General features: G+C 61.6%; 26 protein-coding genes. 7 read left to right on the top strand and 19 right to left on the bottom strand.

What is annotated here, in order from left to right:
* Window positions 1-90: 90 nt before the first annotated feature.
* The 5 genes from M0D66_RS25545 to M0D66_RS25525 all read left to right on the top strand — a co-directional run bounded on the left by M0D66_RS25545 (window position 91) and on the right by M0D66_RS25525 (window position 5,866).
* Window positions 91-1,485 (top strand): phosphomannomutase/phosphoglucomutase, encoded by a 1,395-nt coding sequence (locus M0D66_RS25545; RefSeq protein WP_093636327.1) that lies wholly within the window; start codon window positions 91-93, stop codon window positions 1,483-1,485.
* A gap of 162 nt (window positions 1,486-1,647) precedes the next feature.
* A complete protein-coding gene (gene waaC, locus M0D66_RS25540; protein WP_266211872.1) occupies window positions 1,648-2,649 on the top strand; it encodes a lipopolysaccharide heptosyltransferase I in 1,002 nt (333 codons plus the stop codon).
* 61 nt (window positions 2,650-2,710) lie between these two features.
* A complete protein-coding gene (locus M0D66_RS25535; RefSeq protein ID WP_211632217.1) occupies window positions 2,711-3,595 on the top strand; it encodes a Kdo hydroxylase family protein in 885 nt (294 codons plus the stop codon).
* Between the two features lie 76 nt (window positions 3,596-3,671).
* Entirely contained in the window at window positions 3,672-4,988 is a 1,317-nt protein-coding gene (gene waaA / locus M0D66_RS25530; RefSeq protein ID WP_211703026.1) for a lipid IV(A) 3-deoxy-D-manno-octulosonic acid transferase, read from the top strand.
* Between the two features lie 170 nt (window positions 4,989-5,158).
* A complete protein-coding gene (locus M0D66_RS25525; RefSeq protein WP_244864153.1) occupies window positions 5,159-5,866 on the top strand; it encodes a Fic family protein in 708 nt (235 codons plus the stop codon).
* 4 nt (window positions 5,867-5,870) lie between these two features.
* On the opposite strand, the gene ureG is transcribed toward M0D66_RS25525, so the two are convergent.
* From ureG to urtA, 13 genes are all read right to left on the bottom strand, one after another.
* Complete coding sequence (gene ureG, locus M0D66_RS25520) at window positions 5,871-6,524, bottom strand: urease accessory protein UreG (RefSeq protein WP_054041789.1); 654 nt, start codon at window positions 6,522-6,524, stop codon at window positions 5,871-5,873.
* Between the two features lie 11 nt (window positions 6,525-6,535).
* A complete protein-coding gene (locus M0D66_RS25515; protein ID WP_266211950.1) occupies window positions 6,536-7,216 on the bottom strand; it encodes an urease accessory protein UreF in 681 nt (226 codons plus the stop codon).
* Window positions 7,203-7,892 (bottom strand): urease accessory protein UreE, encoded by a 690-nt coding sequence (gene ureE / locus M0D66_RS25510; RefSeq protein ID WP_266211870.1) that lies wholly within the window; start codon window positions 7,890-7,892, stop codon window positions 7,203-7,205. Before ureE ends, M0D66_RS25515 begins: the two co-directional genes overlap by 14 nt.
* A gap of 3 nt (window positions 7,893-7,895) precedes the next feature.
* Window positions 7,896-9,602, bottom strand: coding sequence for an urease subunit alpha (ureC, locus tag M0D66_RS25505; RefSeq protein WP_093636312.1), 1,707 nt, complete (start codon window positions 9,600-9,602; stop codon window positions 7,896-7,898).
* A 55-nt stretch (window positions 9,603-9,657) separates the two neighbouring features.
* On the bottom strand, window positions 9,658-9,963 hold the full coding sequence (locus M0D66_RS25500; protein WP_063495015.1) for an urease subunit beta: 306 nt from the start codon (window positions 9,961-9,963) through the stop codon (window positions 9,658-9,660).
* Window positions 9,964-9,980: 17 nt separating this feature from the next.
* Complete coding sequence (ureA, locus tag M0D66_RS25495) at window positions 9,981-10,283, bottom strand: urease subunit gamma (RefSeq protein WP_054041799.1); 303 nt, start codon at window positions 10,281-10,283, stop codon at window positions 9,981-9,983.
* Between the two features lie 171 nt (window positions 10,284-10,454).
* Window positions 10,455-11,258, bottom strand: coding sequence for a transporter substrate-binding domain-containing protein (locus M0D66_RS25490; protein ID WP_266211866.1), 804 nt, complete (start codon window positions 11,256-11,258; stop codon window positions 10,455-10,457).
* Window positions 11,259-11,484: 226 nt separating this feature from the next.
* Window positions 11,485-12,366, bottom strand: a complete 882-nt coding sequence (locus M0D66_RS25485; protein WP_266211865.1) for an urease accessory protein UreD — start codon at window positions 12,364-12,366, stop codon at window positions 11,485-11,487.
* 162 nt (window positions 12,367-12,528) lie between these two features.
* Window positions 12,529-13,221, bottom strand: a complete 693-nt coding sequence (gene urtE, locus M0D66_RS25480; RefSeq protein ID WP_074286084.1) for an urea ABC transporter ATP-binding subunit UrtE — start codon at window positions 13,219-13,221, stop codon at window positions 12,529-12,531.
* A gap of 56 nt (window positions 13,222-13,277) precedes the next feature.
* Window positions 13,278-14,141, bottom strand: coding sequence for an urea ABC transporter ATP-binding protein UrtD (urtD, locus tag M0D66_RS25475; protein WP_093636302.1), 864 nt, complete (start codon window positions 14,139-14,141; stop codon window positions 13,278-13,280).
* The gene (urtC, locus tag M0D66_RS25470) at window positions 14,138-15,322 is read right to left on the bottom strand and encodes an urea ABC transporter permease subunit UrtC (protein WP_266211862.1); all 1,185 of its coding nucleotides are present in this window, start codon (window positions 15,320-15,322) and stop codon (window positions 14,138-14,140) included. The genes urtD and urtC overlap by 4 nt, the downstream gene beginning before the upstream one ends.
* Window position 15,323: 1 nt before the next feature.
* A complete protein-coding gene (gene urtB / locus M0D66_RS25465; protein WP_266211861.1) occupies window positions 15,324-16,949 on the bottom strand; it encodes an urea ABC transporter permease subunit UrtB in 1,626 nt (541 codons plus the stop codon).
* Between the two features lie 144 nt (window positions 16,950-17,093).
* Window positions 17,094-18,392 carry an urea ABC transporter substrate-binding protein gene (gene urtA / locus M0D66_RS25460; RefSeq protein WP_171926778.1) on the bottom strand — a complete coding sequence of 433 codons (1,299 nt, stop codon included), beginning with the start codon at window positions 18,390-18,392 and terminating at the stop codon, window positions 17,094-17,096.
* A 207-nt stretch (window positions 18,393-18,599) separates the two neighbouring features.
* Between urtA and M0D66_RS25455 the strand changes: the two genes are divergently transcribed.
* Window positions 18,600-18,737, top strand: coding sequence for a hypothetical protein (locus M0D66_RS25455; protein WP_167378421.1), 138 nt, complete (start codon window positions 18,600-18,602; stop codon window positions 18,735-18,737).
* 137 nt (window positions 18,738-18,874) lie between these two features.
* Here the strand turns inward: M0D66_RS25455 and M0D66_RS25450 are convergent, their stop codons facing one another.
* Window positions 18,875-19,975, bottom strand: coding sequence for a DUF3443 domain-containing protein (locus M0D66_RS25450; RefSeq protein ID WP_266211860.1), 1,101 nt, complete (start codon window positions 19,973-19,975; stop codon window positions 18,875-18,877).
* A gap of 17 nt (window positions 19,976-19,992) precedes the next feature.
* Here M0D66_RS25450 and M0D66_RS25445 point away from each other — a divergent pair, with 17 nt between their 5' ends.
* Window positions 19,993-20,172, top strand: coding sequence for a hypothetical protein (locus M0D66_RS25445; RefSeq protein ID WP_266211859.1), 180 nt, complete (start codon window positions 19,993-19,995; stop codon window positions 20,170-20,172).
* Between the two features lie 175 nt (window positions 20,173-20,347).
* On the opposite strand, the gene M0D66_RS25440 is transcribed toward M0D66_RS25445, so the two are convergent.
* The 5 genes from M0D66_RS25440 to M0D66_RS25420 all read right to left on the bottom strand — a co-directional run bounded on the left by M0D66_RS25440 (window position 20,348) and on the right by M0D66_RS25420 (window position 24,325).
* Complete coding sequence (locus M0D66_RS25440) at window positions 20,348-20,800, bottom strand: DUF2844 domain-containing protein (protein WP_266211858.1); 453 nt, start codon at window positions 20,798-20,800, stop codon at window positions 20,348-20,350.
* Window positions 20,801-20,987: 187 nt separating this feature from the next.
* The gene (locus tag M0D66_RS25435) at window positions 20,988-22,310 is read right to left on the bottom strand and encodes a DUF3443 domain-containing protein (RefSeq protein WP_266211857.1); all 1,323 of its coding nucleotides are present in this window, start codon (window positions 22,308-22,310) and stop codon (window positions 20,988-20,990) included.
* Between the two features lie 25 nt (window positions 22,311-22,335).
* Complete coding sequence (locus M0D66_RS25430; protein WP_266211855.1) at window positions 22,336-22,818, bottom strand: DUF2844 domain-containing protein; 483 nt, start codon at window positions 22,816-22,818, stop codon at window positions 22,336-22,338.
* Between the two features lie 461 nt (window positions 22,819-23,279).
* Window positions 23,280-23,603: a rhodanese-like domain-containing protein gene (locus M0D66_RS25425; RefSeq protein ID WP_054042884.1), complete on the bottom strand. Its 324-nt coding sequence runs from the start codon at window positions 23,601-23,603 to the stop codon at window positions 23,280-23,282.
* 68 nt (window positions 23,604-23,671) lie between these two features.
* Window positions 23,672-24,325 (bottom strand): protein-L-isoaspartate O-methyltransferase, encoded by a 654-nt coding sequence (locus tag M0D66_RS25420; protein ID WP_093636283.1) that lies wholly within the window; start codon window positions 24,323-24,325, stop codon window positions 23,672-23,674.
* Window positions 24,326-24,493 lie beyond the last annotated feature (168 nt).

Genomic DNA, 24,493 nt, shown 5'->3' with positions numbered 1-24,493 from the left:
AAGGGCGCATCGCTCGGTTTAGCAGGTAGTTTTACCGATCCCTCGGCTATACGCCGGTCAAAATTTTCCATTGCACGCAAGTGAGCCATCATGATCTCCAAATCCATTTTCAAGGCGTATGACATTCGCGGTGTGATCGGCAAGACGCTCGACACTGACGCAGCGCGTTCGATCGGTCTCGCTTTTGGCAGCGAAGTGCGGGCGCAAGGCGGCGACGCCGTGGTGGTGGCGCGTGACGGCCGCCTGTCGGGTCCCGATCTGATCCAGGCGCTATCGGACGGTCTGCGTGCGGCCGGCGTCGACGTGGTCAACGTCGGCATGGTGCCGACGCCGGTCGGCTACTTCGCGGCCAGCGTGCCGTTGCAGCTCGACGGCGGCGAGCGCCGCGTCGATTCGTGCATCGTCGTGACGGGCAGCCACAATCCGCCTGACTACAACGGCTTCAAGATGGTCCTGCGCGGCGCGGCCATTTACGGCGAACAGATCCTCGCGCTGCATCAGCGCATCGTCGACGAAAACTTCTCTGCGGGCAGCGGTACGTACACCGAGTACGACATCGCCGACGCCTATCTGGATCGCATCACCAGCGACGTCAAACTCGCGCGCCCGATCAAGATCGTCGTCGACACCGGCAACGGAGTGGCAGGCGGCCTCGCGCCGAAGCTCTTCAAGAAGCTCGGCTGCGAACTGGTTGAACTGTTCACCGAAATCGACGGCAACTTCCCGAACCACCACCCGGACCCGGCTCACCCGGAAAACCTCCAGGACGTGATTCGCGCGCTGAAGGAAACGGATGCTGAAATCGGTTTCGCCTTCGACGGCGACGGCGACCGCCTCGGTGTCGTCACCAAAGACGGCCAGATCATTTATCCGGACCGCCAGTTGATGCTGTTCGCCGAAGAAGTGCTGTCGCGCAACAAGGGCGCGCAGATCATTTACGACGTGAAGTGCACGCGCAATCTGGGCAAGTGGATCAAGGAGAAGGGCGGCGAACCGCTAATGTGGAAAACCGGCCACTCGCTGGTCAAGGCGAAGCTGCGCGAAACCGGTGCACCGCTGGCGGGCGAAATGAGCGGCCACGTGTTCTTCAAGGACCGCTGGTACGGTTTCGACGACGGCCTGTACACGGGCGCGCGTCTTTTGGAAATCCTCACGCGTGTGGCGGATCCGAGCAAGCTGCTGAACTCGCTGCCGAACTCGAATTCCACGCCGGAACTCCAATTGAAGCTCGAAGAAGGTGAAAACTTCGAGCTGATCGCGCGTTTGCAGCAAAACGCGAAGTTCACCGGCGCGGACGATGTGGTGAAGATCGACGGCTTGCGTGTCGAGTACCCGGACGGCTTCGGTCTGGCGCGTTCGTCGAACACCACGCCGGTGGTGGTCATGCGTTTCGAAGCCGATAGCGACGCAGCGCTCAAGCGCATCCAGGAAGACTTCCGCCGTGTGATCATGGCCGAGAAGCCGGACGCGAAGCTGCCGTTCTAAAAGCTCTAGCGGCGGCGCGGTTCTTCGTGAACCGCGGTTGCCATCGAACGCGGCGCGGGTTTCAGTTACCGCGCCGCGTTTTTTCATGCCATTTACTCGTGTCGCGATAGAATTGCCGTCCTTTCACAGCATCTTCGGGCCGGATAGCCGGTTTTCCCACACTTGAGCGTGCAAAAGATACTAATCGTGAGGGTGTCGTCATTGGGCGACGTCGTTCACAACATGCCGGTGATCGCCGACATCCGACGCCGCCATCCCGAGGCCCAGATCGACTGGCTCGTCGAGGAAAGCTTCGTGGGGCTCGTGGAGCTCGTCAGCGGCGTGCGGCGGGCGATTCCCGTGTCGCTGCGGCGCTGGCGCAAGCGCATCCTCTCGGTCGACAACTGGCGCGAGATCGGCGCGTTTCGCCGCGCGCTCGCCGCCGAGAACTACGACCTCGTGATCGACTGCCAGGGGCTCATCAAGACCGCGTGGGTCGCGAGCATGGCGCGCGGGCCGCTGGTCGGCCTCGCCAACCGTACCGACGGCGCGGGCTACGAATGGCCGGTGCGCTTCTTCTACGACAAGCGCGTGCCGATCGAGCCGCGCACCCATGTGGTCGAGCGCACGCGCCAGCTGGTGGCCGCCGCGCTGGACGACCCGCAGCCGCAACCCACCGACGACATCGACTTCGGCATCGACACCGGGCGCGCGGCGCTGGCGTTGTCGGAAGCGAATCTGAATCTGCCGGTGCCTTACGTGGTGTTCGTGCACGCCACCTCGCGCGCCGACAAGCAGTGGCCCGACACCGCCTGGATCGAGCTTGGGCAGTCTTTGGTGCGGCGCGGCGCGTCGATCGTGCTGCCGTGGGGCAGCGAGGAAGAACGCGTCACCAGCGAGCGTCTGGCGAAGGAATTCGGCGGCGCGGCGATCGTGCCGCCCAAGCTCTCGTTGCCGGCGGTGGTCGGCCTCATCGACGGCGCCGCCGCGACAGTCGGCGTTGACACAGGTCTAGTTCACATTGCGGCGGCGCTGAAGCGTCCGACGGTCGAGTTGTACAATTTCGCCACCGCGTGGCGCACTGGCGGCTACTGGTCGCCGAACGTTGTCAATCTCGGCACCGCTGGCAAGCCGCCCACGCTGCAAGAGGTCAAATCCGCGTTGGCCGGATTCGGCCTGCTCTAATGTCGTAACGCTGTAATGCGGTGTGCTTCGCCTTACGCTCCATCCGTTTTTAAGGGCGACCATGAACGAAACCCAGATCATCGAAGTAGCGAACGCCGACTGGCACGGACGCAATCTGTCCGTGCCGCGCGAGACGCTGCTGGCCGGCGTCGAACGCGGCAAGGTGCTGTATTTCCCGAATCTGCGCTTTGCCATCGAAGGCGGCGAACAGGCCTTGCTCGATCCTGCATTGGCCGATCCGAATCGCAAGAACATCAGTCTTGAGCCGAATGGCGGCGCGCTGCATGGGGTGGCCGGTGATGCGGTCACGCAATCGGCAGTGCGCGCGTTGATCGCGCGTTATCAGGCCAATGCGCGCACGCTCGTCGATGGGCTCTTTCCCGAATACAACAGCAAGTTGCGCGTCGCGCCGACGAGCTTGCGGCTGCATCAGGTGGAAGGGCGCGAGACGTCCTGGCGTAAGGACGATAGCCGTCTGCATGTCGATGCCTTTCCGTCGCGGCCGAATTACGGCGAGCGCATTTTGCGCGTGTTCACCAACGTGAATCCGCACGGCGCGCCGCGCGTGTGGCGCGTCGGCGAACCGTTCGAGGATATGGCCAAGCGCTTCCTGCCGCGCATCAAACCGCAGATGCCGGGTTCGGCGTGGCTGCTGAACCTGCTGCATGTGACCAAATCGCCGCGCAGCGAATACGACCATTTGATGCTGAATCTGCACGACGGCATGAAGGCCGATCTCGAGTATCAGAAGTCGAGCCCGCAGGAGACCATGCCGTTTCCGCCGGGTAGCGTCTGGGTGTGTTTCTCCGACCAGACTTCACATGCGGTGATGTCCGGCCAGTTCATGCTGGAGCAGACCTTCTTCCTGCCGGTCAAGGCGATGGTGCAGCCGGACTGCGCACCGCTCGGCATTCTCGAGCGCCTGAAGGGCAGGGCTCTCGTTTGAGCGCCGCTGTCTGGTTCGATCGCGCGGTGAAACGCGCGCTTGCTTTCGGGTTCGCGCTCGAGCGTGCGGAGTCCCGATGCTGAGAGCGATTTATAACGCGCTCTGGTGGATCGTCGCGCCGCTTGCCGTGCTGCGCTTGCTGATTCGTTCGCGCAAGGAGCGTGGCTATCGTGAGCATATCGCAGAGCGGTTCGGTTACTCGCGCGGCCGGTTGCCGGAAGACAATGCGCCGTTGATCTGGGTGCATGCGGTGTCGGTGGGCGAGACGCGTGCAGCGCAACCGCTGATCGATGCGTTGATGAAGGCGCGTCCCGATGCGCGAATTCTTCTTACGCATATGACGCCGAGTGGCCGTGCCACCGGTGAGCAGATTTTCGGCGACCGTGTATTGCGCAGTTATCTGCCGTATGACATGCCGCATGCGGTGCGGCGGTTTTTGCGGGCGTGGCGGCCGTCGCTTGGTTTGGTGATGGAAACTGAGGTGTGGCCCACGCTGATCGACGAATGTCGTCGCGCGGATGTGCCGTTGGTGCTCACCAATGCGCGGATGTCGGCACGCTCGTATAAGCGTGCGGCCAAGTTCGGTCATGCGACCAAAGGCGTGTTCGGTGGGTTTGCGCGTGTGCTGGCGCAGAGTCCTTCGGATGCGGAGCGGCTTACTGCACTTGGTGCACGTAATGTCGCGGTGCTTGGCAATCTGAAGTTCGATATGAGCACGCCGCCGGAACTGGCGGCGCGTGGCCATGCGTGGCGTGCGGCGATCGGCACGCGGCCGGTGTGGGTCGCGGCGAGTACGCGTGAAGGCGAAGAGGAACTGGTGCTGCAGGCGTTCGCGGCGCTGGGTATCGAGGATGCGTTGCTGATCCTGGTGCCGCGTCATCCGCAACGGTTTAATGAAGTCGCGGGGCTGGTTGAGAAGGCTGGTTTGCGTCTTGAACGGCGCTCGGCTTGGGCGCCTGCTGCGACGGTGGCGTCGGGTGCTGCTTCAGCTGTGGGCGGTGGGGTGCCTGCTTTGCCTTCCAACGTCAATGTGCTGCTCGGCGATTCGATGGGCGAGTTGGGCGCTTACTATGCCGCCTCGGATTTGGCGTTTATCGGTGGGAGTTTGCTACCGTTGGGCGGGCAGAATCTGATTGAGGCATGCGCGGTTGGGGTGCCGGTGCTGATCGGGCCGCATGTGTTCAACTTTACGCAAGCGACTGCGGATGCGGTCGCGGCGGGTGCAGCAGTGCAGGTGCAGGATCCGGCTGATCTGGCGCGGGCGTTGCGCGAGCTGTTCGGCGACAAAGCGAGGCGGCTCGCGATGGGCGGCGCGGCTTCGGCGTTTGCCGCGCGCCATCGTGGCGCGACGGCACGGACTGTTGATGTGTTGATGGCGGTGTTGCCGGAGTAGTCGTTCGAGAGCGCTGCCAAGGCGATGCTGGCGTTATCGCTTCGCGCGCCGACCACAGGGATAGCCTGAGTCGGCTCTTGGACCAACGGCGCTGTGTGACGCGAGCAACTTGACTACGGCCTGCGATGACGCTTTTCACAGACCTCGGATTTCGATGGGACCGTGGTGCGATGCCACAAAATATCCCAACTTATTCGATCAACCGGGCGTGCTTCCGTTTTCATCGGATGCTTGCGGAATTCGTGTGGGATGCGGGCGTACTTGAGGGAAATCCACTCACCTTCACGGAAGTAAAAACGCTGTTGGATGGTGTAACGGTTGGTGGTCGGCAGATATCCGACCAAGGGCAAATATTAGGTCTGATCCGCGCGTCCAAACACCTGCTTGCAATCGTTCGGGACGGCCGGTTCACGCTCGGCAAAGCGACGTTCTGTGACCTGCTCCGCCTTGTCACGTCAGATGAGATATCAAGGTGCGGCGGCGCATTCCGCGGTGAAGGCGAGGAAACGCGATACACGCCGGATGTGGCGTTAGGTGAAGCAGGACGGCACACACCGCTACCGACCTTGGCGGGTGCCCCTGAACTCAACCGGGTTTTTGCCGCTGGCACGCGCGCGCTGACCGATCAGGTTTCTAATGCATTTGAACGGGGTTGCGCGTTCTTCCTGTTTGGCGCGTTGCAGCAGTTCTTCTTCGACGGCAACAAACGCACGTCACGTTTCATGATGAACGGCGTATTGATGTCGAATGGTATCGACGCCATCAGTGTCCCAGCGCAGCGCGCCGGCGACTTCAACGAGAAGATGGTGCGATTTTATCTGTCGAAAGACGCGACGGAGATGATGGCATTCCTACTGGAATGCCATCCGGGTGAGTGAGGCTTTAAGCCTTCAACAACCCCTTCTTCTCGATAAATTTCACCACCACATCCAGTCCGTCGAGCGCCTTCAGATTGCACATCACGAAGGGGCGCTCGCCGCGCATCTTCTTCGCGTCAGAAGCCATCACCTCCAGATTCGCGCCGACCATCGGTGCGAGATCAGTCTTGTTGATCACCAGCAGATCCGACTTCGTAATGCCTGGGCCGCCTTTGCGCGGAATCTTCTCGCCGCCTGCCACGTCGATCACGTAGATCGTCAGGTCCGACAGTTCCGGGCTGAAGGTTGCCGCGAGATTATCGCCGCCCGATTCGATGAATACGATGTCTGCGTCAGGGAAGCGTGTCAACATGCGGTCGACGGCTTCGAGGTTGATCGATGCGTCTTCGCGAATCGCCGTGTGCGGACAGCCGCCCGTTTCCACGCCCATGATCCGCTCGGCCGGTAGCGCGCCCGCTACGGTCAACAGACGCTGATCTTCCTTCGTATAGATGTCGTTGGTGATCGCGACGAGGTCGTACTGTTCGCGCATCGCCTTGCAGAGCATTTCGAGCAACGTGGTCTTGCCCGAGCCGACCGGGCCGCCGACGCCCACGCGCAGCGGCGGCAGTTTCTTCGTGCGGACAGACGAGTGAGCGGGGTGATGAGGTGCGTTCATGATGGTTTTCTTTATGAGCGAAAGAGCCGCGAATACTGCGACTCGTGACGCGCCGACAGAATGCCCAATTGCGGCGCGAAGGTGTTGATGTTGTCGGGTGAAGTAGCCAAGGCGCGTGTGACGGCGGCATCGATCGGCTCGCGTAGCGCGACGATGATGCGTTGGCCCGCGAGTTGACCGAGCGGCACCGCCTTCAATGCGGCGGCAGCCTGGTTTTCTACCCAGCTGAATGCGTAGGCGGCAAGAGCGACGTCAGGCGCTGCGTCGTGGGCGAAAGCGGCGAATGCGAAAGCCGTGGGTTGAGCCAAGGGTTTGAGCGATGCCAGCGTCATACGTCGGTCTGCGCCGCCCCATTCGAGCGAGACGCACAACTGACGCAGTGACCAGCCCATCTGTTCCGTTTCGCGTCGTAGCTCAGCGGACTCACGGCTTGCCAGGAACTCGCTGTTTGCTTCGCGCAAGCCGTCTGCGTCATGCGCGCGCCAGCGTTCCATTTGATGTGCGAGAAACGGCAATTCGCCACGCGCGAGCACGTCGGTTAAACCGCTTGCGATCCAATCGCGTGCGGAATCCGCATCGGTGATGAGTTGCGCTTCGATCGCCGCTTCGAGACCCTGCGAGTAGCTGAACGCGCCGATCGGTAATGCCGGCGACGCGAGATGCAGCAGCGCTGTGAGTTCAGCGATGCGCATGGTGATGATGCCCGTGGCCGCACGATTCGTCGTGGACGTGATCGTCGTCTTTGGGATCGTGCGAATGGTCGTGGCCGTGGTCATGGTCATGGTCATGGTCATGCGAGTGACCGTGCGCGTGGCTGTGCCCATGCTCATGATCGTGCGGATGCTCATGCCCATGATGCTCGCCGAACACCTGCTGAGCTAACGCATAGTCTTCAGCAAAGGTCTCATCGTGACCATGCTTGTGACCACCGCCGTACGCGCCCGATTCCGGCTGGAACGGCATCGACACCTGATCCACGCTTGCGCCGATGCGCTTCAGCATATCGGCCAGCACCGGATCATATTCAAGCTTCAGATAATCCGCACCGACTTCGACCGGTGTATGACGATTGCCGAGGTGATAAGCGGCGCGCGTCAGAGTCAGTGCATCTTTCGCGCGGACAACCAACACGGCTTCGGGAGCAGCGACTACGCGCACCAAACCACCATCATCAGCGACCAGAACATCGCCGTCGCGCAGAACAGTACCGCGCGGCAACAGCAGCGCGATCTCTTCGCCGTTATCCAGCGTTGCCGCTAGACGGCTCTTACGGCGGTCATCAAAAGCAAGCGTCAAAGTCGGCGCGCGCTTCACCAGAACAGGTGCGAGCTTCAAATGCGGCGCAATCAGTTTGTCGAGAGTGCGCATGGTTTAGAACAGGAAGTAACGCTGCGCCATCGGCAGCACGGTGGCCGGCTCGCAGGTCAGCAACTGACCATCAGCGATAACCTGATACGTCTCAGGATCGACGCTAATTGCCGGACGCCACGCGTTGTGAATCATGTCCGCCTTCGTGATCTTGCGGCAGTTCTTCACAGCAACGATACGCTTGTTCAGGCCATAGCGTTCGCCGACACCCGCGTCCGCAGCCAACTGCGAAACGAAGGTCAGTGAAGTACGTCCCAACGCACCGCCACGCGTCGCGAACATCTCGCGATAGTGGACCGGCTGCGGCGTCGGAATCGACGCGTTCGGGTCGCCCATCTGCGCCATCGCGATCATGCCGCCCTTCAGAATCAGCGACGGCTTGATGCCAAAAAACGCCGGCTCCCAGAACACCAGATCGGCCCACTTGCCCGGCTCGATCGAGCCGACTTCATGCGAGATACCATGCGTGATCGCCGGGTTGATCGTGTACTTGGCAACGTAACGCTTCGCGCGGAAATTGTCGTGACGTGCGTTATCTTCAGGCAGCGCGCCGCGTTGCACCTTCATCTTGTGCGCGGTCTGCCACGTGCGGATGATCACTTCGCCCACGCGCCCCATCGCCTGCGAATCCGACGACAGCATCGACAACGCGCCGAGGTCATGCAGGATGTCTTCGGCAGCAATGGTCTCGCGGCGAATGCGCGACTCGGCAAACGCGATATCTTCCGCAATCGACGGGTCCAGGTGATGGCACACCATCAGCATGTCGAGATGCTCTTCGAGCGTGTTGACGGTGTACGGGCGCGTCGGATTGGTGGAGGAGGGCAGCACATTCGCTTCGCCGCACACCTTGATGATGTCCGGTGCGTGGCCGCCGCCTGCGCCTTCCGTGTGATACGTGTGGATCGTGCGGCCCTTGAACGCGGCCACGGTCGCTTCCACGAAACCGGCTTCGTTCAGCGTATCCGTGTGGATCGCGACCTGCGTGTCGGTATCGTCGGCGACGGAAAGACAGTTGTCGATCGCAGCCGGTGTCGTGCCCCAGTCTTCGTGCAGCTTCAAACCGATCGCGCCCGCAGCGATCTGCTCCAAAGCAGGTTGCGGCTGACTCACATTGCCCTTACCGAGAAAGCCGAGATTCATCGGATAACCATCGGCCGCTTGCAGCATGCGTTCGAGATGCCACGGGCCCGGCGTGCAAGTCGTCGCGTTCGTGCCCGTTGCCGGACCTGTGCCGCCGCCGAGCATCGTCGTCACGCCGCTCGCGAGTGCTTCTTCGATCTGCTGCGGGCTGATGAAGTGAATGTGCGTATCGATGCCACCCGCCGTCACGATCAGACCTTCGCCGGCGATCACTTCGGTGGACGCGCCGATCGCGATCGTCACGTTCGGTTGAATGTCGGGATTGCCCGCTTTGCCGATCGCGGCGATGCGGCCGTTCTTGATACCGATGTCGGCCTTGACGATGCCCCAGTGATCGAGAATCACAGCATTCGTCACGACAGTATCGACCACGTCGGCATGCACGCGTTGCGACTGGCCCATGCCGTCGCGAATCACTTTGCCGCCGCCGAATTTCACTTCTTCGCCGTAAGTCGTGAAGTCGCGTTCGACTTCGATCAGCAACTCGGTATCGGCGAGGCGCACGCGGTCGCCAGTGGTGGGGCCGAACATTTCCGCGTATGCGCGGCGGCCGATGCGTAATGTCATGGTGTGGGTCCGGAAATGAGCAGGGTGGTCAGAGCAAGCGTGCGCGGGTCGCGCATCAGAGTTTGCCCATCACCTTGCCGTTGAAGCCGTAGACGACGCGGTCGCCCGCCAGTTCGACCAACTCGACGGTGCGTTCCTGGCCGGGCTCGAAGCGCACGGCGGTGCCCGCTGCGATGTTGAGCCGGAAGCCGCGCGCCGCTTCACGATCGAAGGAGAGCGCCTCGTTCACTTCATAGAAGTGGTAGTGCGAGCCGATCTGCACCGGACGGTCGCCGGTATTCGACACGAGCACCGTGACGGTGGCGCGGCCCGCGTTGAGTTCGTGTTCGCCGTCGTCGATGAGGAGTTCGCCGGGAATCATGGGGCTGCCTTGCGTGATTAGGGGATCGGGTGATGAACGGTGACGAGCTTGGTGCCGTCGGGGAACGTGGCTTCGACCTGGATGTCGGGGATCATTTCCGGCACGCCTTCCATCACGTCGGCGCGCGTCAGCAGCGTGGTGCCGTAGTGCATGACCTCGGCGACGGTCTTGCCGTCACGGGCCGCTTCCATCAGCGCGGCGGTGATGAAAGCGATCGCTTCGGGGTAGTTCAGTTTGAGGCCGCGAGCACGGCGCCGTTCGGCGAGCAGCGCGGCGGTGAAGATCAGCAGCTTGTCCTTCTCGCGAGGTGTCAGCTTCATCGGATATCAGGTTGGGTTACGCCTGTCCCAGCGAGGACAGGCGTTGGATGCGATCGAGGTCGCGCTTCGTTGTGCGCCGTCGCGGCCGCTCGAAATGCGACGCGAAACAAACCGCGACAAGCTTACTGCCAGATCAGCTTACAAAGATATCAAGCTGAATTGACGACCCGCTTACAGACTGGTCGGCAAGGGCGCGCCGAACCACTTCTTCGACATCGTGTTGAGCGTGCCGTCCGCCTTCGCTTGGGCGATGGCGGCGTTGACCTTCGCCTGCAGCCGGCTTTCATTTTTGTTCATGCCGACGAAACATGGTGAGTCCTTTATAACGAACTTAGGTTCCGGACGGCGCGGCGGATTCTTCGCATTGATCGCGGCGGCGACGATATTGCCGGCAGCGATCAACTGCACCTGGCCCGAGAGAAACGCGGCGATGGTCGCGTTGTTATCTTCGAAGCGTTTGATGGTCGCGTTCGGCGCCATTTGCGTGAGACCGATTTCTTCGAGCGCGCCGCGCGTGGCGCCGACCGTCCTGCCGGTGAGATCAGCGGGGCCGGTGACCTTGATGTCGGCGGGACCGAACACGCCCTGGTAATACGGCGCATAGGCCGTCGAAAAGTCGATGACCTTGTCACGCTCAGGCGTTTTGCCGAGCGACGAAATCACCAGATCGACCTTACCCGTTTGCAGATACGGAATGCGGTTCGCGCTATTGACCGGCACGAGTTCGAGCTTCACGTTCATCGACTTCGCGAGCATCGCGGCGGTATCGATGTCATAGCCTTGCGGCTTCATATCCGCGCCGACCGAGCCGAACGGCGGATAGTCTTCGGGAACTGCGACTTTCAGCACGCCGGCTTTGGTGATGTTGTCGAGCGTATCCGCGTGGGCAGCGGGCGCATTGATGGCGAGGACGGGCGAGAGCAGCAGTGCGGCGAGCCAGGCGCGACGCGCAGGGCGAAGGGTCGATCGGGTCATGTTGTGCGAGCGGTGGTGGCGGGTGGTCGGCTGCCGTCAGGACGCGGCAGCATCGTGGGGATCCGACGCAAGGTATGTGCCATGGCGGTGCAGCATGGCTTGGCGGGGCGAAAGATGCGACGTCGCACCGACTTGGAGCAGTCGGATGCGCCGGATTGGTGCTTACGACGTCTTACGAAGGTGAAAGGCGCGCTCGCGCTGCGAGGCGCCTTTGCTGATGAGCGGATTAGGTTGACCAGATTCGGAGTGGCATCGCGTCTACACCATGCACGACTGGGCGCAACTGAAGCCAGCATTGAGTCAGCGCACGCTGCAGCGTCTCCATTGACCGCGACACCGCTCGCACGAGTAAAACCCCTTCAGTGACACAGGAAGCCGCCGCCCGCAACGAATCATCAAACGGCAGCTGGGCAGTGAGCGCTTCAGCGAGTGCATCATCGCAGGCCGTCCCGACCGCCCAGAGCGTGCCATACGCAGGAAACCCGGCAAGCCCTTGCGCGGCATCCCGCAATGAATCTTCCGCGCTGAGGCTCGCACGCTCGAGCCACAGTGCCTCGCCATTCGCGCCAACGATCCGCGATACGGCTCGCAACTGCCCGTTTGACCATCGCTCACCAGCAGCTTGTCGCCCGAGCTGAGTCGCGTCCCATCCAAGCGCGGTAGCGCCTTCGCCAAGCGTCAGCGAAAAATCCAGCATCGCGTTGGCTTGATCGAAAACGATATTGTTCTGCGGCAGCCAATCGAGTTTCGCCTGCGGGCCGACACGCACCGCAATATTCTGCCGTGCCGCACGGCCATTGGACTTGTACCACTTGGTCGCGCCGGGCGTGGTGATGACGGCGTGCGCGCTGTCGCCGACATCCACGTCGATATCGAGTTGATCGCCGCCCGCGATCCCACCCGGCGGATGCACGATTACTGCGTGGCAGATCGCATGGCCTTCCGGATAGAGCGGCCGTTGCACGCGCAACGGACCATCATGCAGCCGATGCTTGAGCGTCGTCCGTTCGCCGTCTTTGACGAAGCCGAGTTCGAGGCGCGCGCGCCATTGTGAGTGCGCGGTGGGTTGCGCGGTGGCGAGTGCAGCGTGGTTTTCGTGAAGCGACATGCGAATGAATGAGCGGCTGGGAGCTGCATTGGGCACAGTAGCGGACGCAGCAACAGACGCGTCAATGCGCAGCGTGCCCGCACGCGTTAGGCAACGACGAGCCGCGTTGCCACAGGATGCGGCGAGAATAGCATGCTGCGCCGTTTGTGCTGTTTGCGCAGCTCAGACGGCAATCAATGCGCGCACGCCATCCGTATCCATGTTGGCGCCTTCACCGCCCGCGACGATTTCACCACGGCTCATCACCCAATACCGATCGGCAATCTCTTTGGCGAAGTCGTAATACTGTTCGACGAGCAGCACGGTCATGCCCATTTCTTCGACCAGTTGACGCAGCGTGCGGCCAATGTCCTGAATGATCGACGGCTGGATGCCTTCGGTGGGTTCATCGAGGATCAGCAACTGTGGATCGCTCATCAGCGCGCGGCCAATTGCGAGTTGTTGTTGCTGACCGCCGGAGAGGTCGCCGCCGCGGCGGCTGCGCATGTCCTTCAGGACGGGGAAGAGTTCGTAGATACGATCCGGGATTTTCTTCGGCGCTTTTTTGCTGGCTGCACCGACCAACAGATTTTCTTCGACGGTCAGCCGCGGGAAGATGTCACGGCCTTGCGGAACATAGGCGAGGCCTTTCTCTACACGCGAGTAGGTCGGCAGCTTGGTGATCGGTGCGCCGCGCCAGGCGATCGAGCCGCTCTTGGTTTGGACGACGCCCATCAGGCATCGAAGCAAGGTCGTCTTGCCCACGCCATTGCGACCCAGCAGCACGGTGAGCTTGCCGTCGGGCACGGTGAGTTTCACGTCACGAAGAATGTGGCTGCCGCCGTAGTACTGGTTGAGGTTTTCTACTTCTAGCATGTCGATCGATCCTTGAATTCTGGTGGCTTTTTGCGGCCGTGATTTGATTGTGGCCGTTACCGCCCGAGATAAGACTCGATCACCGTCTCATCTCTCTTCACCTCGTCAAGCGTGCCGTGGGCGAGCACTCGCCCTTCGGCCATCACCGTGACCTTGCCCTTCTCACCCGACAGCGCCGCGACAAACTCCATATCGTGTTCGACAACCATCATCGAACAACTCCCGCGCAAATGATTGAGCAGTTCAGCCAATTGCATGGTCTCGTCATCGGTCATGCCTGCTGCAGGCTCGTCGAGCAACAGCAACGCCGGTTTTTGCATCAGCAACATGCCGATCTCGAGCCGCTGTTTCTGTCCGTGCGACAACTCACCGGCCAGCCGCCGCGCTTCGCTCTCCAAGCCAATCAAGGCCAGCGTTTCTTCAATCCGCGCTTGCGCCTCACGATCCAATCGCGCACGCAGAGATGCCCACCATCCCTTGTCGGCCTTCATGGCCAACTCAAGGTTCTCCCACACCGGATGCTGTTCAAAAACAGTAGGCTTCTGAAACTTGCGCCCAATCCCGGCGCGCGCAATAGAAGGCTCATTCATCCGCGTCAGATCAATCGACTGCCCCAGAAAAACCTTGCCGGAATCCGGCTCGGTCTTCCCGGTGATGACATCCATCATCGTCGTCTTGCCGGCCCCATTCGGCCCGATGATGCAGCGCAATTCACCCGCGTTGATCGATAACGTCAGCGCATTCAATGCGCGAAATCCATCGAAACTCACGGTCACGTCGTCAAGGTACAGAATCGTCCCGTGCGAAATATCGATCTCGCCCGGCACCACCGCGTGCCCCATGCTCGCGACACCGCTCAGCGACCGTTCAGCAGGCTCTTCGGGCAATGCAAGATCAGGAACCATCGGGTTTTCGTTCATGAGCGGTTCCTCTTGCGCGTGACCATTTCGATCAGCCCCATGATGCCGTTCGGCAACAACAGCGGGACCAGCACGAAAATCAGACCAAGAAAGAACAGCCAGTATTCAGGGAAGTTCGCGGTAAAGAAGCTCTTCGCGCCATTCACCGCGAACGCGCCGATGATCGGTCCGATCAACGTGCCGCGTCCACCCACCGCAACCCAGATTGCCATCTCGATCGAGTTGCCCGGCGACATCTCGCCCGGGTTGATGATGCCGACCTGCGGCACATACAAGGCGCCAGCAATCCCGCACAAAACAGCGGAGACGGTCCACACGAACAGCTTGTACGCGAGCGGGCTGTAGCCGAGGAACATCAAACGCGTTTCGCCATCACGCACCGCAGTGACCACACGGCCGAGCTTCGACGTGACGATTGCCCGCGCGCCGATGAAAGCCAGGATCAACACTGCAAACGTGATCAGCAGAAGGGCGGTGCGCGTGCCCGGATGCGTAATCGGAAAACCACCGATACGTTTGAAATCGGTAAAGCCGTTGTTGCCACCGAAACCTGTTTCATTGCGGTAGAACAGCAGCATGGCGGCAAACGTCATCGCCTGCGTGATGATCGACAGGTACACGCCCTTCACCCGCGAGCGGAACGTAAAGAAGCCGAACACCCATGCGACCACCGCCGGCACCAGCACTACCAGCAGCAACGCATACCCGAGATGCTGCGTGCCTTCCCAGTACCACGGGAGTTGATGCCAATCGAGAAACACCATGAAGTCGGGCAGGTCGCTGCCGTATTTGCCTTCGTGGCCGATCGAGCGCATCAGGTACATGCCGATCGCGTAACCGCCCAATGCAAAGAACAACGCGTGTCCCAGGCTCAGAATGCCGCAATAGCCCCACACGAGATCGAGTGCCAGCGCGGCGATTGCGTAGCACATGAACTTGCCGGTGATCGTCATCGCGTACGCGGACAGATGGAACGCGCTTGTCTCCGGGACCACCAGCGTAGCGAACGGCACGCCAAGACCGAACACGATGATCAGTGCGATTAGCGCGAGCCACGCGCGTCGTGACAGCAGTGCGGGACGCGGCGGCAAGCCGAGCGCGAAGCCGGACTGCGCTTCGCGTCCGGCAATAGCGCCATTGCTCGCTGAGCCGACGTGAGCCGAAGAGGTAGCCGATGTCATCTCATGCCTCCGCGCTACGGCCCTTGAGGGCGAACATGCCCTGCGGACGTTTCTGGATGAACAGCACGATCAGCACGAGCACTGCGATCTTGGCGAGCACCGCGCCCCAGAACGGTTCGATCGCCTTGCTGATCAACCCGAGGCCGAAGCCGCCGATCACCGTGCCGGCGAGTTGGCCGACACCGCCGAGCACGACGGCCATGAACGAATCGATGATGTAGCTCTGGCCGAGATCCGGGCCCACATTGCCGATCTGCGACAGCGCACAGCCACCTAGGCCGGCAATGCCCGCACCGAACGCGAACGCATACGAATCGACACGCGCGGTCTTCACACCGACGCATGCTGCCATCCGCCGGTTTTGCGTGACGGCTCGCACGAACAGACCCAGGCGGGTTTTAGTCAGGACAGCCCACGCAATCCCAACGACAATCAGCGAGAACGCCAGAATCGCCAGCCGGTTGTACGGCAGGATCAGATTGGGCAGCACGGTCACGCCACCGCTCATCCAGGCCGGGTTGATCACCTGCACGTTCTGCGCGCCGAACACCATACGTGTCGCCTGAATCAGAATCAGGCTGACACCGAAGGTGGTCAGCAAGGTTTCGAGTGGACGGCCGTACAAATGCTTCAACACCAGCCGTTCGAGCACGATGCCGACGAGTCCTGCTGCAGCGAAAGACGCCGGCACGGCCAGCAGCGGATACCAGTCGAACGCACCGGGCGCAAAGCGCTGGAACAGGTTCTGCACGACGTAGGTGGCGTAAGCGCCGATCATCAGGAATTCACCGTGCGCCATGTTGATCACGCCGATCAGCCCATACGTGATTGCGAGACCCAATGCGGCGAGCAGCAGCACGCTGCCGAGCGACAAGCCTGCGAACAAGGTGCCCGCGATCTGGCTGCGGCGCTGGATCGAATCGAGTTCGTCGATGCCGCTTTGCGCGGCGGAGCGCACGCGATCGTCGGCTTCGTTGAAGGTGCCGTCTGGCTTCTTCGCGACGAGCGGGCGCAGCAGTTCGTTCATGTCGAGATCGTGCCGCGCGGCAACCAGTTGCACGGCTTCGAGACGCTTGGCCGGGTCGGCGTCGTGCAACGCGGTCATTGCCCACAGCGTGTCGAGGCGCTTCTTCAGCGCCGGGTCGGTTTCCTTCGCGCGAGCCGCGTCGACGAGCGGTTTAATCGACGGATCGGGGTTTTGCAGCAGTGCGGTGACGGCGGCGTCGCGCGTGGCGGCATCGGGCGAGTCGAGTTGCAGACCCGAGAGTGCGCCCGCTACTTTCGAGCGCAGCAGGTTGTTCAGAGTGACCGGCTGCGCGTCGCCCGCGGCGACCGTTTTACCAGTGACGGCATCGCGTGCCGTGTCGCCGTCTTGCAGCAGCACTGCGCCGGAATCGGCGGCGAGCGCGCTGTCTTCGGACAGGGCTTTGAGCACCGCGAGCGATTCCTTGTCGTGGTTGGCAATCAGTTTGTCGATTGCCGCGGATTTCGCATCGAAGTCGTCACCGGCGAGCGGCGCGACATCGGCCGGCGTGAGCGCGAAGGCGGCAAGCGGCGCGCTAACGATAAGCGCGAGCGCGAGGCCGCCGATGCTGCGTCGTGCGAATTTCGGAAATGAAAACGCCATGATGGCCTTTGAAGAAAAACCGGCGAGGCGGCGCGGCATCAAGGTGATGCACCGGTGCCACGCCGTTGTCTTGCGTCTTGCAATGTCCTGCCGGACAGAGCCGTGGTTCAGTTCCGGCTCTGCCCAGAAGGTTCAGACTCAGGCTCAGGCGACTCGCGAGCGCTTCAGGAATGCGGGAATCGAACTGACCACATCCGGCTTGCTCGAATTGCCGGCAATGAACGGGCTCCACGGTTGCGCGCGAACCGCGGTCTTGGTGCGCCACACCACGTTGAACTGGCCGTCGGCACGCACTTCGCCGATCATCACCGGCTTGTGCAGATGGTGATTGCCGTCCATTTCGAGCGTGAAGCCCGACGGCGCAGCAAACGTCTGGCCGACCATCGCCACGCGCACTTTGTCCACGTCCGTGCTCTTCGCTTTTTCGACGGCCTGCTTCCACATATGGATGCCGACGAACGTCGCTTCCATCGGGTCATTCGTCACGCGCTTGGTGCCGCCCGGCAGGTTGTTGTCCTTGACCCATGCCGCCCATTGCTTCTTGAACTTCTCGTTGGCCGGGTTGCGAAGCGACATGAAGTAGTTCCATGCCGCGAGATTGCCGACCAGCGGTTTCGTATCGATGCCGCGCAGTTCTTCTTCGCCGACCGAGAATGCGACGACCGGCACGTCGGACGCCTTCAGCCCCTGGTTACCCAGTTCCTTGTAGAACGGCACGTTCGAGTCGCCGTTGACGGTCGAGATCACCGCAGTCTTGCCGCCCTGCGAGAAGGTCTTGATGTTCGCGACGATGGTCTGATAGTCGCTGTGGCCGAACGGCGTGTAGACCTCCTGGATATCGGCTTCCTGCACGCCTTTCGACTTGAGGAACGCGCGCAGGATCTTGTTGGTCGTGCGGGGGTACACATAGTCGGTGCCCAGCAGGAAGAAGCGCTTGGCGCCGCCGCCTTCCGCGCTCATCAGGTATTCGGTTGCCGGAATCGCTTGCTGATTCGGCGCGGCGCCCGTGTAGAACACGTTGCGCGACATTTCTTCGCCTTCGTACTGCACCGGGTAGAACAGCAGGCCGTTCAGTTCTTCGAACACCGGCAGCACCGACTTGCGCGACACCGACGTCCAGCAGCCGAACACGACCGCGCATTTTTCCTGAGTGATCAGCTGACGCGCTTTTTCGGCGAACAGCGGCCAGTTCGACGCCGGGTCCACGACCACCGGCTGCAGTTGGCGGCCCATGACGCCGCCGTTCTTGTTGATGTCCGCGATGGTCATCAGCGCGGTGTCTTTGAGCGATGTCTCCGAGATCGCCATCGTGCCGGAGAGGGAATGTAGAACGCCTACTTTGATCGGACCGCTGCCCGATTGCGCCTGAGCAAACGGAACCTGACCTGCAAGCGCCAATGCGCCCGACATGGAGCCGAACTTCAACAGACTACGACGTTTCATGTATTTCCCCTTGCCATTGATGGTGAATGTTTATGGGCGTCGATTTCAGCCAGCAGGGCTTATCCCGCATGACTTGCCGCTTGTGTACTGCAAGGCACATGCCATGTCGTAATTTCGACTTGAAGTCCACGGATGCCGTGCTGTGAGGCGGTGATGTGCCGCCTAAGTTATGCGCAACGCGGCGCAAAATTGGTGCAGGAGCGGGGCGTGCGCCTCGTTCAGGTGCGTGCCGCGCCGCAACGAAGCGTGTTGATCGGCCAGCGGGCGTCTGCGGTGCATGGTCGCTGCGCCGTTGTGCATGGGCGTGCTCTGCTCACGCTGCGCGTGGTGACGGGCAGCGCATGAGGTTTATCGAACGCGAGCGTGGATATCGCGGTGTGGGATTCGGCGGGATTTCAGGGGGAGTGGTGGCAAGAAAAGAGGCCGGCGCCTCGCGGCGCCGGCCTCTTCTTTGTACACGACGTCTGTGCTGCAGCCGATTGTCAGAAGGCGACGAACGGCCCAGTCTGCGTACCGATCTTGGCGCCTTCGAGCACGGTATACACACTACGGCCGAAGAAGAACGGTAGACCCCACATGAAACCTCCGGAAAATTTCGCGCCGAGACTGTCGTAGGCCGCGTTCAGATTTGCCCGCAAGCTGAGCCCATTGCCGACCGAGAACGGCACAGTGACTGGTGTGCCGACTCCGCTAGTGGCCTTCAAGACGGCGGACAGGCTAAGGGCGGGAGACGGCGTGTACCAGACGCCCGCGTAGGGAATTGTGGCATCCGGGAAGTTATACACATTCGTGCCACTGTCGAACACGCCAGTGAGCGTATTGCCCTTGTACACGGTCGTGAAGAAACCGTTCTGATCCACCGGCACGATATTCGCCATCGATGGCAGCGCATTGTTCTGACGCGTCCCGACGCCGAACACGAGTTCACCTGTCGCCGTGGCTTGACCGTCTGCGGGCAAGGCCGGCAAACGGATGATGGTGCCGTTGTTATCGGAGGTAAAGTCGGCGACAGGATTCATGACTTGCGTGTCGAGCGGTACGCGCGTACTCGTGCACGAACTCGTCGAGGGACAGTAGTAGTAGGTCGCCGACAGCACTTGCCGAGCCGCGAGCGGATAGTCGCGCGCCGAATGGCCGATGCCTATCACACCGTTCGCGCCGAGCGCGGCTGCCGTATTGAGATCGATCATGCCGCGGGAATTGCACTCCGACGGCATGGCATATGCGCCGTCGCCGATCACCTGAACCGGCAGATTGCCCGCGGTTTTGCCTCCGATAGTTACGTCGGCTCGTTTGATCGAGCCCCACGTATAGCCACCCATAAAAATCGCGCATTGGGCAATTGGAGCGCCTCCGGTCGGATCGTTAGAGGCCCCTGTTTGCGCCGGCAAGCGGGAAGCGAGCGTTGAGCCTAGCGCACTTCCCATTACGCGCACGCCGACCGAGCCGGTGTCGAGCAGCATGTGATCGACAGTCGAGCATTGGGTGCTGCCTTGCGAGCCGGGGATGCATATGGTTGCGCTCACATAGAGCATGTTTGTCTCGCCCATCGTCCGATCGACGACAATCGGCACGGTGTTCACGTCGGCGACTGGGGTCGGTGTCGGTGTCGGTGTCGGAGTCGGTGTCGGAGTCGGAGTGGGTGTCGGAGTCGGTGTGGGTGTTGGTGTTGGTGTTGGTGTTGGTGTCGGTGTCGGTGTCGGAGCCGGAGTTGGAGTTGGTGTCGGAGTTGGTGTCGGAGCCGGAGTTGGCGTCGGAGTCGGACTCGGCGAAGGCGTAGGACTCGGCGTCGGCGTCGCCGGCTTATCGTTGTCTTTAGTCGCGTCCGAATTGCCGTCGTCGCCACCGCCACCACCGCATGCTGATAGAGCCAAGCTAGCCGTTAGCAACGCGAAGCAAAGTTTCTTATTGAGGGTTGTCATGTTTCTTGTGTTCCGTGAAATCGATGTGCCGTGTTACTGCAGATCGTCAACACGAACATTCGCGGGGACGAGGCGCGGCAGAAGGGCCTTGCCGAAGAAGTTTCCTGCCCTGCCTGCCGACTCGATCTGAAAATCGCCATTGCGTTCGATCAACGGACCGGTGCCGCGCGCGCGGCCCGCACCGGCGGCGACAGCGTTCGGAAAATAGCTACCGAGTAGCGCAACCATGTCGGGGCGCACCGGCCCTTGCCACGAGACGGCAAATACGACATTGGTAGGCAGCACGTATTCGCGAATCCTGACGCCGTCGGTGTCATGTGACTCGCGCACGGTATAGGTCGTGGTTGAAGCAGAAGGGGAAGTGGGCGCTGCCGATTGGAGCAAGGACTTCGGGGCTGAACCCGCACCCGGTGCCCCACCCAACGCCGCATACGACGCGAGCGGCAAAAGAGCCGACACGGCCAGCACGATCTTTACAAATCTCATCACATTGCTCCAAAAAACAGGTCGGAGCATGTTGCCTGCGGGCGATTAATGAGAGGCTGTGAAACGTCCTAACGATAAGTAGGAAACGCCGATGCGATTCGGCTACGTCCGCGCGGCGGCAGGGGGTAGGAAAACTAGAGGCAGGCGTCTCGCAACGCCGCCTCCCAAACAACACACGACGCAATCGTCAGAACGCGACGAGCGGTCCAGTCAGTTTGCCGATCTTGGAGTTTCCGATCACCGTATACACGCTGCGGCCATAGAAGAACGGCAAGCCCCAGAGGAACATGCGGCTGTGCGTGGAGTACGCACCGACGTTGTTGTACGCAGCGTTACCGCTTGCCATCAGATTCAGGGCGTTGTCGATCGGGAAGGTCACGCTAACCGGCGGAGTGGAACCGTCGGTGGGCTCCATTGTTGCCGTCAGGTTGAGCGGGCTCGACGGCGTGTACCACTCCCACTCGGAAGCCGTGGGAATCGTGTCGTCGGGGAACAAGTACGCATTCGTGCCGCTATCGATGGCGCTCCAGTTAAGCACGGTGCCGTGATACTGGGTCGTCATAGTGGCGTACTCGTCGAGCGCAAAGATGTTGGCATTGGCCGGCGGCGTATTGTTCGACTGGGTGCCGACGCCGAATATCAACTGACCTGAGACACCCGCCTGGCCTCCCGCTGCAATCGCCGGCAAGCGGATGACCGTGCCGTTGTAGTCGGCGTCGAATGCCGCAACCGGGTTCATCACCTCCTTGGCAACAGTCATGCGTGTACTGACGCAGGAATTCGCCGATGGGCAGTAGTAGTAGAGTCCAGGTACCGCCTTCTGCAGCGCGTCCTTTGAGTCTTGAACGCCATGTCCAATTCCCAGGATACCGTTGGCGCCGAGACTTCTCGCGGTGCTGAGGTCTGCCCCACCGCGTGCAGCGCAGTCCGCTGGCGTGCTAAAAGCGCCGTCGCCGGTCACCTGGATCGGAATGTTGCTCGCCGTCCGGTTGCCGATCGTGATGTCAGCGCGCTTGACCGAACCCCATGTGAAGCCGGAAGCAAACGTCATGCATTCAGCGATCGGGAAGGCGCCGGTATTGTCGTCGGGAGCACCGACTTGCGTGAGCAACTGTGAATTGAGCGACTGCAGCGCGCTGGCAGCAATGCGTACGCCGGTCGAGCCGGTGTCGACCAGCATGCGGTCGACGGTTACGCACTGCCCCTTGCCCTGCGTGCCGGGCGCGCACACCTGGATCGACGCATACAGCATGTTGATGCTGCCCATCGAATTGTCGACGCGGACAGTGACCGTATTGTTCTTGTCGGTTTTGATGTTGCTCGTATAGCCAGCGTTACCCGAGCCGCTGGTGCCACCGGAGCCGTTGGGCGGGGTGATCCAGTCAGGCGTGGCGTTCCAGCCGATGGAACTGCCGTCACCGCTGCTTCCGCCGCTGCCACCGCCGCATGCCGCAAGTAGAACGCTGGCAGCCGTCATGGCCGCCCAGAACGTTTTGTGAATAGTTTTCATATTTTTCCGTAACTCGGTGGCCGTCTTATTTCAGATCGCCCGGGCGGACGCCGGCGGGTTTCAGGCGGGGGAGATAGGCGACGCCGAAGAAGTGGCCGAGGCGGCCGGCGGACTCGACGCGAAAGTCGTCATTGCCTTCGACCATGGGGCCGGGTCCGCGCACACGGCTTTCACCGGCGTTCACGTAGTTGGGGAAATAGCTGCCGAGCAGCGCCTTCATATCCGGCCGTATCGGCCCTTCCCAGGTGACCGCGAACACGACATTGCTGGGCAGCACGTATTCGCGGATCGTGACGCCGTCGGCGTCGCGCGACTCGCGCACGGAGTAGGGAGCAGTGGCGGTTGTGTTGGCTGCGCCGGTGCCCGTGCTTGCAGCGTCGGTAGACTGCGGCGTGGCACGCAGCATCACCGGCAAGGATGAACTGGAGCTCGGCGCGCCGCCTAAAACCGCATACGATGCTGACGGCAACAGCGTTGCCGTCAGCATCGCGATCTTCAAAACCTTCATCACCTTGCTCCTCCAAAAATGGTCGGAGCATGGTGCCCGGGTTGAGCTCAGGAAACTTTAGGAAAATACTGCGGCGCAGACCGGAAGGAGCGCAATGAACGGGTGGTGTCAGGGAGGTCGAAAGCGATCAGCGCCCTGAGGATGTGCGAAGAGTCACATGCGTCGGCACGCAGCGACAAGCAGCAGACAGCACGCGCAACGAATGAAATGTCGCGCGCAGGCAGAGGGTCAATCGGAGAAGGAAAAAATAAGCGAACCGGCTTACTGAGGAGCCGCCGCATTCGGCATAGCCCGTCGCCCGAGCTTGCCGGCGGCACCTTTAGCCGCAACACTCGGATGTGGCACAGTCGGCACCTCCGGAAGCACAGTCAACGATCGGAATAAACGCGAGAGCCGCGCAATGAAGCGCGAGAGCGGCCGCATGGACCGGCACCCGCCGACGGATCATCGTTACCGTGCGATCAATAGGTGGGAACGGTCGGATCGACCTGACGCGACCACGCGTCGATCCCGCCTTGCAGATTGAAGACGTTGGTATGGCCGCGCGATTCGAGGAACATCGCGACCTGGGCGCTGCGCGCGCCGTGATGGCACACGCAGACGATTTGCACGTCGTCGTCGAGCTCTTCGCTGCGCGCGGGAATCTCACGCATCGGGATCGACACGGCGCCGGCGATCGACGCCGTCTGGATTTCCCACGGTTCGCGCACGTCGAGCAGCACGGGTGCAGGGCGCGATTGATCGGCGAGCCATTCAGCGAGTGCGGGAGCGGTCAGATTTTGCATCAGCAGGACATCCAGTTCAGAGGACGGCGGCGTGCCGGCCGTCCGGAAAAACGTGCGAAACGTGCGATTTAAAACTTGAAGCGCGGCGGCTGCACGGCGTTGATCAGCGGTTCGACATAAGTTTCGAACACATCGGCAATGCGGTACTGCTTCTCGTCGATACGCGTGATGATCTGCGCCTTCATGACCGGCGCGGTGCCGACGAACGCCGCAAGGCGGCCACCGATCTTCAGGTGTTCGAGGATTTCCTGTGGCAGCACCGGCAGGCCGCCGGAGACGCAGATCACGTCGTACGGTGCGGCGTTGGCCCAGCCGCGCGAGGCGTCACCCGTGACGACTTCGGCGTTCAGCACGCCGTTGGCGATGAGGTTGTTCTTCGCCAGTTCAGCCAGTTCCGGTTCGATGTCGACCGTCAGCACGTGCTGTGCGCGGTGCGCGAGCAGGGCGGCCATGTAACCTGAGCCGGCGCCGATTTCGAGCACGCTTTCGTGTTTCTTCACCGCCAGTTCCTGCAGCACGCGGGCTTCGACGCGCGGCGCCAGCATGTGCTGGCCGGCCGGCAGCGGCACTTCGAAGTCGACGAAGGCCAGATCGCGGTAGGCGGTGGGGACGAAGTTTTCACGCTTGACGATCGAGAGCAGATTCAGCACGTCCTGGTCGAGCACTTCCCAGGGGCGGATCTGCTGTTCGATCATGTTGAAACGCGCTTGCTCGATGTTCATGGTGGATTCGGCAGTGTGGTTTGGCGAGTTTGCGATTCTTTGCCACTGGCCGGCGGCCTCGGGGGGCGACTCCGGGTGTAACGCCGGGGTACAGCCCGCGGGGTATAGCCTCCGGGGTATAGCCTCCGGGGTATAGCCTCCGGGGTATAGCCTCCGGGGTATAGCCTC

Source organism: Paraburkholderia sp. SECH2, from assembly GCF_030464795.1.
In the GTDB taxonomy this organism is placed as follows: domain Bacteria; phylum Pseudomonadota; class Gammaproteobacteria; order Burkholderiales; family Burkholderiaceae; genus Paraburkholderia; species Paraburkholderia aspalathi.
This window is presented reverse-complemented; position numbering and strand designations above follow the sequence as displayed.